The sequence below is a fragment of the Pseudomonas sp. R15(2017) genome (assembly GCF_002112685.1).
GTDB lineage: Bacteria > Pseudomonadota > Gammaproteobacteria > Pseudomonadales > Pseudomonadaceae > Aquipseudomonas > Aquipseudomonas glycinae.
In genome coordinates, this window is record NZ_NEII01000002.1 from 578,005 (window position 1) to 589,619 (window position 11,615).

At 57.9% G+C, this 11,615-nt stretch carries 12 protein-coding genes and 3 tRNA genes; 7 read left to right on the forward strand and 8 right to left on the reverse strand.

From position 1 onward, the window contains the following. Positions 1-141: 141 nt before the first annotated feature. From CAF77_RS06110 to CAF77_RS06125, 4 genes are all read left to right on the forward strand, one after another. A complete protein-coding gene (locus tag CAF77_RS06110) occupies positions 142-1,767 on the forward strand; it encodes an ABC-F family ATP-binding cassette domain-containing protein (RefSeq protein ID WP_064381377.1) in 1,626 nt (541 codons plus the stop codon). A 71-nt stretch (positions 1,768-1,838) separates the two neighbouring features. Further along, positions 1,839-2,069, forward strand: coding sequence for a hypothetical protein (locus tag CAF77_RS06115; RefSeq protein ID WP_084776956.1), 231 nt, complete (start codon positions 1,839-1,841; stop codon positions 2,067-2,069). Between the two features lie 122 nt (positions 2,070-2,191). Further along, entirely contained in the window at positions 2,192-2,422 is a 231-nt protein-coding gene (locus CAF77_RS06120; RefSeq protein ID WP_039768768.1) for a hypothetical protein, read from the forward strand. An 82-nt stretch (positions 2,423-2,504) separates the two neighbouring features. Continuing rightward, positions 2,505-2,789: a hypothetical protein gene (locus CAF77_RS06125; protein ID WP_064381373.1), complete on the forward strand. Its 285-nt coding sequence runs from the start codon at positions 2,505-2,507 to the stop codon at positions 2,787-2,789. Positions 2,790-2,839: 50 nt separating this feature from the next. Here CAF77_RS06125 and CAF77_RS06130 read toward each other — a convergent pair. From CAF77_RS06130 to CAF77_RS06160, 7 genes are all read right to left on the reverse strand, one after another. Continuing rightward, positions 2,840-2,926: transfer RNA gene (locus CAF77_RS06130), tRNA-Leu, on the reverse strand. Between the two features lie 195 nt (positions 2,927-3,121). Next, positions 3,122-3,195: transfer RNA gene (locus CAF77_RS06135), tRNA-Cys, on the reverse strand. 46 nt (positions 3,196-3,241) lie between these two features. Beyond that, positions 3,242-3,317 (reverse strand) — tRNA-Gly (locus tag CAF77_RS06140). 60 nt (positions 3,318-3,377) lie between these two features. Then, positions 3,378-3,938 (reverse strand): CDP-diacylglycerol--glycerol-3-phosphate 3-phosphatidyltransferase, encoded by a 561-nt coding sequence (gene pgsA, locus CAF77_RS06145; RefSeq protein WP_064381371.1) that lies wholly within the window; start codon positions 3,936-3,938, stop codon positions 3,378-3,380. A gap of 32 nt (positions 3,939-3,970) precedes the next feature. Next, positions 3,971-5,794 carry an excinuclease ABC subunit UvrC gene (gene uvrC, locus CAF77_RS06150; RefSeq protein WP_064381369.1) on the reverse strand — a complete coding sequence of 608 codons (1,824 nt, stop codon included), beginning with the start codon at positions 5,792-5,794 and terminating at the stop codon, positions 3,971-3,973. A 2-nt stretch (positions 5,795-5,796) separates the two neighbouring features. Continuing rightward, on the reverse strand, positions 5,797-6,438 hold the full coding sequence (gene uvrY / locus CAF77_RS06155) for a UvrY/SirA/GacA family response regulator transcription factor (RefSeq protein ID WP_032829778.1): 642 nt from the start codon (positions 6,436-6,438) through the stop codon (positions 5,797-5,799). Positions 6,439-6,565: 127 nt separating this feature from the next. Continuing rightward, on the reverse strand, positions 6,566-7,009 hold the full coding sequence (locus tag CAF77_RS06160) for an N-acetyltransferase (protein ID WP_064384091.1): 444 nt from the start codon (positions 7,007-7,009) through the stop codon (positions 6,566-6,568). 651 nt (positions 7,010-7,660) lie between these two features. Between CAF77_RS06160 and CAF77_RS06165 the strand changes: the two genes are divergently transcribed. Beyond that, the gene (locus CAF77_RS06165; protein ID WP_064381367.1) at positions 7,661-8,737 is read left to right on the forward strand and encodes a 3-deoxy-7-phosphoheptulonate synthase; all 1,077 of its coding nucleotides are present in this window, start codon (positions 7,661-7,663) and stop codon (positions 8,735-8,737) included. A gap of 62 nt (positions 8,738-8,799) precedes the next feature. On the opposite strand, the gene CAF77_RS06170 is transcribed toward CAF77_RS06165, so the two are convergent. Then, positions 8,800-9,912, reverse strand: coding sequence for a hypothetical protein (locus CAF77_RS06170; RefSeq protein ID WP_223290679.1), 1,113 nt, complete (start codon positions 9,910-9,912; stop codon positions 8,800-8,802). A gap of 340 nt (positions 9,913-10,252) precedes the next feature. Between CAF77_RS06170 and CAF77_RS06175 the strand changes: the two genes are divergently transcribed. Both CAF77_RS06175 and CAF77_RS06180 read left to right on the forward strand, forming a co-directional pair. Continuing rightward, positions 10,253-11,122 carry a triacylglycerol lipase gene (locus CAF77_RS06175; protein ID WP_064381365.1) on the forward strand — a complete coding sequence of 290 codons (870 nt, stop codon included), beginning with the start codon at positions 10,253-10,255 and terminating at the stop codon, positions 11,120-11,122. Between the two features lie 93 nt (positions 11,123-11,215). Further along, on the forward strand, positions 11,216-11,497 hold the full coding sequence (locus CAF77_RS06180; RefSeq protein ID WP_007952068.1) for a peptidylprolyl isomerase: 282 nt from the start codon (positions 11,216-11,218) through the stop codon (positions 11,495-11,497). Positions 11,498-11,615: the final 118 nt, after the last annotated feature.

Below are 11,615 nucleotides of genomic sequence, written 5' to 3' on the forward strand. Positions count from 1 at the left end.
CCTTCGGCTGTCTCGACTAGGCTACGCCCTCCTACCTTTCCAGGACGACCGCAGAAGTGAACAACTAAGCCTTCAAAAATGTAATCGCGACACGCCGTTCATGGCGCTTGTCAGTGTTCACAACATTTTTTGGAGGTGCCGATGACTCACGTCTCGCGTACGCCTGCACTCGTCTCCCTGAACCAGCTGGGTTTTCAGTTCGCCAATGGCGAGACGATTTTCACTGCACTCAATCTGAAATTCGATCACACCCCGACTGCCATCGTCGGGCGCAACGGCGTGGGCAAAAGCGTATTGGCGCGCCTGATTGCCGGACATTGGCGCCCCACCAGTGGCAGCGTAACGCGCGCCGTGGCGACGACCTACGTGGCGCAAACCTTTGTCACGCTACCCGGCGAGACGGTCGCCGAGACCACCGGCAGCGCCGCGATTTTTCAGGCGCTGGAGCGAATGAACCGGGGCTGCGGCTCAGTCGAGGATTTCGACCTCATTGGCGAACAATGGGATCTGGCGGACCGCTTGCGCCGCCTGCTCGATGACGCCGGACTGAGCAACGTCGCCTTTACTGATTTGACCGCGCACCTGAGTGGCGGCCAGCAAGCGCGCGTTGCCCTGATTGGCGCGTTTTTAAGCCGGGCTCCGCTGCTGATTCTCGATGAGCCGACCAACCATCTGGATGCATCGGGACGGCAATGGCTGATGAGTGCACTGGAGCGCTGGCAAACCGGTTTGATCGTCGTCAGCCATGATCGGCAACTGCTCGACCGGATGTCTCGAATCGTCGAGTTGAACGCATCGGGGGCTGTCGAATTCGGCGGCAATTACACGGCATTTCGCGAGCATCAACGGATCCATCAAGCCGCAGCGCGAGCACGTCTTGAACAGGCCAGAAGCGAACGCCAGCGCGAGCGGATTCGACTTCGCCGCGAGCACGACACGATACAGCGTCACGCCGCCAACTCCCGCCGTAACGCCGAGTCCGCCAACATTGCCAGTTTCGAATACGTCGCGATCAAGGGCGCCGCCCGGGAAATCATGGGACGTGTCCGTCAGGGACATCAGGACCGCAAGTCCGAGCTGGATGCCCAAGTGCGCGACGCTTACGCCAAGGTGCAACCCGAGGACAGCGTGCTGATTAACTTGCCCGGGAGCGCCGTGCCCAACAACCGTCAGATCTGCACGCTGATTGAGGCCCGATTGCCGTGGCTGCCGGGCGATGCCCTCAATCTTGCGATCCACGGCCCGATGCGGATCGCTGTCAGCGGCCCAAACGGCTGCGGCAAATCAACCTTGCTGAAGGTGCTTGCCGGGGAACTGGCACCCTTGGAGGGAATCGCCACAACACATGTGCCCTTCGCATTCCTGGATCAGCAATTGGCGCAACTGGACGATCAGCGCTCCATCACCGAGCAGCTGATGACGCAGGGAGCTGCGCTGAGCGAGGGCACCCTGCGCAGCTATCTCGCCCACTTGCAACTGGATGCGAACCGCGCCACTGGGCCCTGCGCCTCATTGAGCGGTGGAGAACGCTTGAAGGCCGCATTGGCGCTGGCCTTGTGGCGAACGGATCCTGCGCAGTTATTGTTGCTGGATGAGCCGACCAATCATCTGGATCTGCCTTCGGTGGAAGCATTCGAACGAGCGTTGCAGACTTTTCCAGGCACCATTGTCGCCGTTTCCCATGATCAGGATTTCCTTGAGGCGTTGAATCCAACTCATCACTTGCGCTGGCACCGATCAGCCTGGCAACTGTACCCGACGAACTGACTTGCCTATTTTTTGCACGATTGGTCAGGGCTTCTATAGTTGATCTGATACGAATCAGCCGCGGTGAAGCCATGGAAGACATATTCGTCGTGAAGCGCTGCAACAAGATTGTCATCCACGGCCGGCGCGCCGGAGAAAGCCTCCATGAACCCGCCGAAGCCTTGGGCTGGTATCGCATCTGCGATACGCGAACAGGCGGTTTCATCGGCGATGGCTACGATCAGGAAGAAGACGCCCGCAAGGAATGCCATCGGCTCAACGCAGCGAGTTCGCGAGTGACCGCCCCCGAGTCGTCGGGCTGATAGCTGTCATTTACGGGTCTATACTCAAACCAGCTGAAGGAGCAGCGCCCCCAACGGCAGAAGGCTCGTGCTTGGCGGGCTTTTTGCTGGCACCGAGCGGATTTAATGAACGGAGGTGTTCCATGTCCGAAAAAGAGTCCATCACCACTCTCCTGACCTTGCTCGAGGCTCGGGAGGCGCGTCTCGCGGCAGCCTGCAAAGAGATCGCCGACTGGGTCGATCATCAAGGCGGACACCCGACCGCTCTGCGCATCCGCGACCGGCTGAACGATATCGACAAGGATACTCCGCTGATTCGAAGCACCCTGTCATCGCTCAAACCGATCGACCGGCCGCTGCCACGCTTCAGATAGTTCGTCGATTCGGCTGGCGCATGAAAGAACGCCCCTGGTCGTGAAAGGTCAAAACCTTTACACGTCACCAAGGAGACGTCTCATGGTCATTCATTTCAAAGTCGACGGGCATCTGGCTTGCGGGCACAAGGGCGCCAACCTCTCCTCCAGCAGCGAACTCAATCGAGTGAAATGCCGTAGTTGCCGCAATACCGATGCCTATAAGGATGCGCGGAAAAACCAGCGCAACGCGGCGCGGCGCGCGGCGCGCCATTCCAGGGTTGCCCACACGGCGTCTGACTGGCGCTCGGAGTGGATCGAGCGGTTGACTGCAATGGCTGGACTTCAGCGTTTACCTAGAGGGTTTAGCGGGCAGGCGTTTGTCTGAGCACAAAAAAGGGCCTGCATGAGGTATGTCATGCAAGCCCTTGATATTCATGGTGCCCGAAGCCGGAATCGAACCGGCACGCCCTTACGAGCGGGGGATTTTAAGTCCCATGCGTCTACCAGTTTCGCCATTCGGGCGGTAGCGCGGTGTTGCTTTGCTCTGATGACGATTCACAGTCCTGACAGGAACTGCACGTCGGCGGCAGAGGGGGAAATATATACATCACTTCCCGGTGAAGCAAGTTTGCAGTTGCCGTTTCAAAGACTAAATCCTTCAGAGCAATGCAAATAAAAAAGCTCCGTAAATCATGGATCTACGGAGCTTGTTTATAGTGGAGGCCGAGGTCGGAATCGAACCGGCGTAGGCGGATTTGCAATCCGCTGCATAACCATTTTGCTACTCGGCCTCAAAACATTTGCTGTCAGTAGCGCAACAACAAACGTTGTACAAATTGGAGCGGGAAACGAGACTCGAACTCGCGACCCCGACCTTGGCAAGGTCGTGCTCTACCAACTGAGCTATTCCCGCTTGGTGTGGCGCATTCTATAGATTCCAGATGCCCCGTCAACCCTTTGATTCAAAAAAGTTTTATTTCTTTTCAACATCGGTCTTCAGATGTGGCCAGGCAGCGCGAAGGTACTGAACCATCGACCACAGGGTCAGGCCTGCCGACACCATCAGCAATGCATAACCAACGAAAACCCAGAAACTGAAAACCTTTGGGTTGGCCAGCAGGATAACCAGTGCGAGCATTTGCGCAGCGGTTTTCCACTTGCCCAGATTCGACACGGCTACATGAGCCCGGGCACCCAGTTCGGCCATCCACTCACGCAGCGCCGAGACAACGATCTCGCGACCGATGATGACAGCGGCCGGCAGAGTGAGCCAAAGGTTGCCATGTTCTTGCACCAGCAACACCAGGGCAACAGCCACCATCAGTTTGTCAGCAACAGGATCGAGAAACGCACCAAACGGCGTGCTTTGCTCCAGACGTCGCGCCAGATAGCCATCCAGCCAGTCCGTTGCCGCCGCAAAGGCGAATACCGAACTTGAGGCCATATAGCTCCATTGGTAAGGCAGGTAGAACAGCAGAATGAAGATCGGGATAAGCAGGACGCGGAGAACGGTAATCAGATTAGGGATATTCATCGGCACAACTGGCTACGAGGTGAATGGGCATTCTACTCACTATGCAGGTTTGCATAAATCGACTCTGCTAGCTTTTTGCTGATCCCCGGTGCTTTGGCGATCTCTTCGATGCTTGCACGAGACAGCTCCTGCAATCCACCAAAATGTTTCAACAAGTCCCGACGCCGGGTTGGCCCAACGCCCGCTACACCCTCCAGCGTTGACGTACGGCGGGTCTTGCCGCGCCGTGCACGGTGGCCGGTGATTGCAAAGCGGTGGGCCTCGTCGCGAATCTGCTGAATCAGATGGAGCGCCGGCGAATCACCCCGCAAGGTGAACTCGTTTGCTGCATCATTCAGATACAAAGTCTCGAATCCCGCCTTGCGGGTAGCCCCCTTGGCGACCCCCAGCAGGATCAGATCCGGAACAGCCAGTTCGTTGAGCACATCACGCGCCATCGACAATTGCCCCTTGCCGCCGTCCACCAGCAGAATATCCGGCAACTTGCCCTCACCTTCCTTCAGCTTGCTGAAACGTCGGGTCAGGGCCTGATGCATGGCGGCGTAATCGTCGCCGGCCGTCACGCCTTCGATGTTGTAGCGGCGATAATCCGACTTGATCGCCCCTTCAGGGCCGAATACCACGCAGGACGCAACTGTGGCTTCACCGCTGGAGTGGCTGATGTCATAGCATTCCAGCCGTTGCGGTGGCTCGTCGAGGTTCAACACTTCTGCCAACGCTTCGAAACGTGCGGCAACGTGCTGACGATTGGCCAGCCGCGCACCCAGTGCCTGTTCGGCATTGGTCACGGCCAGTTGCTGCCAGCGCGCCCGGGTGCCACGCACCCGATGACTGATGCTCAACTCACGTCCGCGCAGCGCCTGAATGGCCTCGATCAGTGCAGGAAAGTCGTCATGCACGACGTTGACGATCAGCTCGCTCGGCAAGTCGCGTTCCGGGCTGCTGATGAAGTATTGCCCCAGAAACGCCGCCATGACTTCGGCAACGTCCTCTTCGATCCCGACCTGGGGGAAGAAATTCTTGCTGCCAAGCACCCGCCCTCCCCGCACGCTGATCAGATGAACACAGGCACCGCCAGGATTGACGAACGCGGCGATCACATCAATGTCGCCCGTTCCGCCTTCCATGCTTTGTTGATCCTGCACCCGGCGTAGTAGCGCAATCTGGTCGCGCAGTTCGGCGGCACGCTCGAACTCGAGATTGATCGCAGCCTCTTCCATCGCCGTCGACAACTCATTGGTCAATGCGTGGCTGCGCCCTTCGAGGAACATTACCGAGTGACGCACGTCCTCGGCGTAAACCTCAGGCTCGACGAGTCCGACACAAGGCGCCTTGCAACGCTTGATCTGATATTGCAGGCACGGACGGGTCCGGTTCTTGTAGTAACTGTCCTCGCACTGACGCACGAAAAAAGTCTTCTGCAAAAGGCTGAGGCTTTCGCGAATAGCCCCGGCACTCGGATAGGGACCGAAATACTTGCCCTTGGCCTTCTTGGCCCCGCGATGAATGCTCAGGCGCGGAAATTGCCCGTCAGACAAAAAGACATAGGGATAGGATTTGTCGTCGCGCAGCAGGATGTTGTAAGGCGGCCGCCACTCCTTGATCAGGGTTTGCTCAAGCAGCAACGCCTCTGTCTCGTTGGACGTGATGGTGGTTTCGACCTGGGCGATGCGCCCGACCAGTGCTGCGGTTTTCGGCGCAAGGCCGGTCTTGCGGAAGTAGCTGGCCAGACGTTTTTTGAGGTTCTTCGCCTTGCCGACATACAGCAGACGCGCATCGCTGTCGAACATGCGATACACGCCGGGACGCCCGCTGACGGTTGACAGAAAGGCGCCTGAATCGAAGGTTTCAGTCATGATCAGAGGCTGGCATCAACCATGCCGTGACGAACTGCCAGAAGCGTCAGCTCGACATCGCTGCTGATCGAGAGCTTCTCGAAAATGCGGTAACGGTAGGTATTCACGGTTTTCGGCGACAGGCATAACTTGTCGGAAATGATCTGAACCTTCTGACAGCCGACAATCATCAGCGCAATCTGGATTTCCCGCTCGGACAACGCATCGAATGGTGAATCGTTGGTCGGCTGAAAGGATTTTATGGCGAGTTGCTGGGCAATTTGCGGACTGATATAGCGCTGGCCGGCAAACACCAGGCGTATGGCCTGAACCATTTCCGGCAGTCCGGCGCCCTTGGTCAGATAACCCGCCGCACCGGCCTGCAGCAACCGTGTAGGAAACGGGTCTTCCTCACACACGGTGACCGCGACCACTTTGATGTCGGGATGACTGCGCAACAGTTTGCGCGTGGCTTCCAGGCCGCCGATACCCGGCATCTTGACGTCCATCAGCACCACGTCGGGCTTCAACTCACGAGCCTTGATGAGGGATTCTTCCCCGGACTCGGCCTGGCCCACTACCTGCAGGCCATCGATGTCGGCCAGCATACGTGTAATGCCTGTACGAACGAGATCATGGTCGTCGACCACTAGCACCCTAATCAAGCAGACACCTCGCGATATGGTCTTATTGGGATGCCGGACACCTTAGCAAAAAGTGCCGGGCAGACCTAGCGGCAAGCGACATATAAAAAGTTTCAATTCTTCATCGGGGGCTTGCCGGCCGTGGGTTTCAGAGCACAGGTGTACTCAAATCGAGCTGCATTCGCAGGAAACACTCGTCCTCGCCCTGCACCAACATTCCTTTTCTTCGATAAAGGTTTTGCGCCGGATTGTTTTTGAACACCGTCAGGCGCAGCGCCGGCCTGCGCTCCAGCCGGGCCATCGCACTAACCTGATCGATCGCCCAGGATCCCGCGCCCTGGCCTTGAGCGCTTTCGACGATCTGCAATTCGCGGATATACACGGCCCGAGCATCACGACTGAGACTGACATACCCCGTCAATTCGCCTTCGCGAAGGATCAACCAGTTTTCGCGCCCTGCCCAGGCGACATCGAACGCCTCGTCCTGCCACAGCAAGTCATAGTGAATGTAGTACCGAAGCATGTTTCGGCAAGTCAGCTCTCGTACAAACGACAGGTCGGCGGACGTTGCCTGGCGCAACTGAAAACTCATTTCTGCCTCGATCTTATTCAAATTCATGCCCCTTCCTTGAGCCCAAGCTCAGAAAGCAGAGTGTGTCACACCTTGGCGGGCGCTCACCCCATAGAAGCCCTCTTGCACGTTCGATAGCATTTTCTGATTGCTGACGCGCAACAGCCTCTAGTAAGCTCGGCGCACTCATTGGAGACAGCTCATGTTCGACACCCTTTCACAGCTTCGTACCGCCAGCGCCTTGCGCTCGGTTGCGGCTGCCCGGGTGAATGGCGCCTGTACTGCTCCAGCAAGCTTTTATTTTGGGTATTGGTTTAGCCACTGGCGCGCCTGATACCCAACACGGCGCCCACTTCAACGGGTCGCCTACCAGAGATTTCTCAACCCCCGGTCGGCCTCCCGACCGGGGGTTTTGTTTTTTCAGGCCCGAACTTTTTTCAGCAATACACCAGACACTTTGAGGATTCAGCCAATGAACTACGCCACTTATTACCGTTACGACAGTTTTACCGCTTGGCGATTTACCAGCCTCCGCTCGGGACAGCCTGCCGCCTCCGATCGGTCACCCACAGGTGGCAAGCCAACACACGTAGCCAATCCGGCCAATTGTCGAACACTCCAGTAGGGCCGAGTGAGCGGGAAGCACCCGCCCTCCGCCCAGGAAAACCGAATATGAACTCGTCCGTTTCTGCCCTGCCACTGTCCACCCTGAACCCGGCCAACGAAGCATTGACCCTGCGTCTGCCGAGTGCGCTGCAACTCAAACAGCAATTGCCGCTGAGCAATGCGCTGAACCAGCAAGTCATCGCCCACCGCCAGGCGGTTCGTGCGATTCTTGATGGCCATGACCCGCGTTTGCTGGTGATTGTCGGCCCCTGCTCGATTCACGACCCAAAATCAGCACTCGAATACGCAGCGAAGCTGGCGCAACTGTCCAGCGAAGTCCGTGATGACATGCTGCTGGTGATGCGTGCCTACGTCGAAAAACCTCGCACCACCGTCGGCTGGAAAGGACTTGCCTACGATCCTCATCTGAATGGCAGCGACGACATGGCGGCCGGCCTGACGCTATCGCGCGAATTGATGCTGGAAATTATCCGCCTCGGGCTCCCGATTGCTACAGAACTGCTACAGCCCATGGCTGCCGGATACTTCGACGACTTACTGAGCTGGGTCGCCATTGGCGCCCGTACCACCGAATCACAAATCCATCGTGAAATGGCCAGCGGACTTGGCATGCCGGTCGGCTTCAAGAATGGAACCGATGGGGGCGTCGCCATTGCCGTCGATGCAATGCGCTCGGCAGCTCATCCCCATCGCCACTTCGGCGTCGACAGCCAGGGTCACCCGGCAATCATCCAGACACCGGGCAATCCGGACACCCATCTGGTGTTGCGTGGTGGTCACCAAGGGCCGAACTACGACCGTGAAAGCGTTTCCCGAATCAACGCCGAACTGAATCGCCTGAAAATCCCGAGCCGGATCATGGTTGATTGCAGCCATGCCAACAGTGGCAAGGACCCGCTCCGCCAGCCGGGCGTGTTCAACGATGTGCTGGAGCAGCGCTTGCAGGGCGATCGTTCGCTGATCGGCATGATGCTTGAGTCACACCTGTTTGAAGGATGCCAACCGTTGAGCGAGTCGCTTCGATACGGTGTTTCGGTTACCGATGCCTGCCTTGGGTTCGAAGCCACCGGGCAGTTGCTGCTCGAAGCGGCGCATCGCCTGCGAAAACAGGCCTCGGCCTGATGATGAGCACCGCCCTCCGCTGCGTTTTCTACCGGAGGGCGGGACAAGGTTCACAATAGATGTCACGCCTTCACTTGCAGCAACATCACCCCGGACTGCTGACTGACGTCGTCCAGCCGCTCGACCGAGTACGATAGCCGCACGACGGTACCCACGTGCTCGCGCCAGAACCGATAGGGCACAATGAACACCAGAGGCTGCATGGCCATCCCCCTCAGGATTTCCCGGTCGTCACGGTGAAAAAATGACTCGCCGTCGCACTTCAGATAAACCAGTTCGCCTTCCTCCACTCGCGCATCACTGATCAACACGCTGACACCATCGATGGCATCCTCCAAATCGAGCACGCCGTCATCCGCTTCAAGCACCTGAGGAGCCGGCAGCTCACCTCGCACCAATGGCGCAATGCTGATTCGCGTTACACCTGACTCGCGCACTGCTCCGGTGTTCTGCTCAATACAGTAACGGACCACCACCTCGCCACCCAGATGCGGGCCGATGAACTCTGGAGCGATACCGAACACCAGGGGCTGACCCACACTAAAGAATTCCACGATGAGAATGTCTCGAAACGATGCCTCCGGTGAAGGCCCTTCCCAGATCAGTTGTACCCGGTCGCCTGCACTCATGCCGGCATAGGGTTGAAGGATGGCCGTCGTTCCGTCAGGTACGCGAGCCGGATCGAGACTGCCTCCGACGGCATCCTCGATGAGGGCTGGCAACAGACTGTAGCGGACGTCCCCGACATCCAGCTGTAGACGCAATGAAGCGACAGGCTCCGGCCTCGTGACGCTGGTCAACGTCCAGAACACCTCCAGAGAGCCCCCGTCCAGCGCCGCGATATGAACGTCCCGTACGACCAGAACCATATCTTTGCCCAGCTGCCCTTCACTGACGGATCGCGAAATGTCGTGGCGATACGGCAAACCTTCCATGTCAAGGCCATGCCAGCTCAAGACCACCCTGTCCCCGCAGACCATTCCAGGCCAGGGCGCGATCCTGATGACAACCCTGCTCAATGACGGATCAACGACCGCACCCTTTACTGAATCCAGTGCAGGTGCCGGCAACGGCAACTCCCGTTCAACCTCCCGACACTGCCCGAACGACCGAACGCTCTCACCCTCCATCCCTGTGGCCTTTTCCTGCAAAACCGTAGCTTGTGCATCATTCATCAGTCGTCTCTCCACTCCCTGGAAATGACACGTCGCCTGAACGCCGCGTCGAAGGGCTTCTATTTAAAGCCTTTCATCATCGACCCGATGTCAGCTCATCACGTTTCAGGCCTGAGTCAAATGCGCTGGAGGAGGTAGGCAAATATGGGAAAACGACTTCCAACGAGGCGAGAGCTGTCTAAATGTTCCGAAGTGGATTTCGTCCAGAAGTGAAAATTCACACACACATTGCTCCAGTTTCCAACGCGTGACGGCGAATCTTCAGGCATCCCAAGCCGCACGACTGTTTTAGAGTGGCACGCAGAAAACATCGACGATCTTCTGCGATCAAGGACGAAAAATGCTACTAAATGCGACAACCAATCATCCCATTCTGCTGGTGCATGGCCTGTTCGGATTCGAGCGCATTGGACCTTTCGAACTGTTTCATGACGTTAAACAGGCGCTTAAAGCGGCCGGCGTGCAGGTGTTTGTGCCTCATCTGTCGGCGGTCCATGACAATGAAGTTCGCGGGGAGCAGCTGCTCTCGCAAATCGGCTCCGTGTTAAGAGGCACAGGCGCGACCAAAGTCAACCTGATCGGTCATAGTCAGGGCGCACTCACAGCACGCTACGCTGCAGCGCTTGCCCCACACTGCGTCGCTTCTGTGACGTCGGTCAGCGGGCCCAATCATGGCTCGGAACTGGCCGACTTCCTGCGCAAGGCGCTGATACCGGGAAGACTGCCGGAGCTCGTGGCCCAGAATGTGGCGACAAGGTTTGCAGACTTTCTGTCCCTGCTCAGCGGGCATACGACATTGCCACGCAGTGCACTGGCCGCGCTGGGTGCGCTGACTACGGAAGGGGTGTGCAACTTTAATGACAAATACCCCCAGGGCCTGCCCAAAACCTGGGGCGGCCAAGGTCCCGAGTGGGTAAATGGCGTTCGTTATTATTCGTGGAGTGGTGTCGTAGCGGAGCTTGACGGGCCGACACTCGACCCGGTCCGGAGTATCTGCAGCACCCTGTCCGAATACTTCATTACAGAACCCGCGCAGAACGACGGCTTTGTCGGTCGTTTCAGCTCTCACCTGGGGACCGTGATCCGTTCCGACTACCCACTCGACCACTTGGGCACTCTGCGACGAACCACCGGGCAATATGCCATGGCACACGATTCGATCGGGCTTTACCTGGAGCACGCCTTGCGTTTGCAAGCAGCTGATCTCTAGCGATATCAGACAAGCGACCGGAACTTTGCCGAGAAATCGGCCACTGATTCCGGTAGGCTCCCCCCTTTACTGATTTGATTGGAGAGTTTCCCCATGGCTAAAGCCACTGCCCGCCACATCCTGGTTTCCAGCGAAGCCAAGTGCAACGAACTCAAGGCCCAGATCGAAGGTGGCGCTGATTTCGCCGAGGTGGCCAAGGCCAACTCCACCTGCCCGTCCAGCCGTCAGGGCGGCGACCTGGGTTCGTTCGGTCCTGGCCAGATGGTCAAGGAATTCGACACCGTAGTGTTCAGCGCGCCGATCAACGTCGTGCAAGGCCCGGTGAAGACCCAGTTCGGCTACCACCTGTTGGAAGTCACCAGCCGTCAGGACTGATATTCGGTCCGACCTGCTGTGCAACGGCCCGCCTGATGGCGGGCCGTTTTGTTTTGGTTACACCGCACCGCTGGCGAACGGCGCGCCGCTCGCGTACAAATTGCGCTTATCGATTACC

Excerpts from the sequence above, each read along its gene's own strand:
- CAF77_RS06110 (WP_064381377.1), top strand. The coding sequence starts at position 142 with ATGACTCACGTCTCGCGTACGCCTGCACTCGTCTCCCTGAACCAGCTG.
- CAF77_RS06115 (WP_084776956.1), top strand. The coding sequence starts at position 1,839 with ATGGAAGACATATTCGTCGTGAAGCGCTGCAACAAGATTGTCATCCAC.
- CAF77_RS06120 (WP_039768768.1), top strand. The coding sequence starts at position 2,192 with ATGTCCGAAAAAGAGTCCATCACCACTCTCCTGACCTTGCTCGAGGCT.
- CAF77_RS06125 (WP_064381373.1), top strand. The coding sequence starts at position 2,505 with ATGGTCATTCATTTCAAAGTCGACGGGCATCTGGCTTGCGGGCACAAG.
- pgsA (WP_064381371.1), bottom strand. The coding sequence starts at position 3,938 with ATGAATATCCCTAATCTGATTACCGTTCTCCGCGTCCTGCTTATCCCG.
- uvrC (WP_064381369.1), bottom strand. The coding sequence starts at position 5,794 with ATGACTGAAACCTTCGATTCAGGCGCCTTTCTGTCAACCGTCAGCGGG.
- CAF77_RS06160 (WP_064384091.1), bottom strand. The coding sequence starts at position 7,009 with ATGAGTTTTCAGTTGCGCCAGGCAACGTCCGCCGACCTGTCGTTTGTA.
- CAF77_RS06165 (WP_064381367.1), top strand. The coding sequence starts at position 7,661 with ATGAACTCGTCCGTTTCTGCCCTGCCACTGTCCACCCTGAACCCGGCC.
- CAF77_RS06170 (WP_223290679.1), bottom strand. The coding sequence starts at position 9,912 with ATGAATGATGCACAAGCTACGGTTTTGCAGGAAAAGGCCACAGGGATG.
- CAF77_RS06175 (WP_064381365.1), top strand. The coding sequence starts at position 10,253 with ATGCTACTAAATGCGACAACCAATCATCCCATTCTGCTGGTGCATGGC.
- CAF77_RS06180 (WP_007952068.1), top strand. The coding sequence starts at position 11,216 with ATGGCTAAAGCCACTGCCCGCCACATCCTGGTTTCCAGCGAAGCCAAG.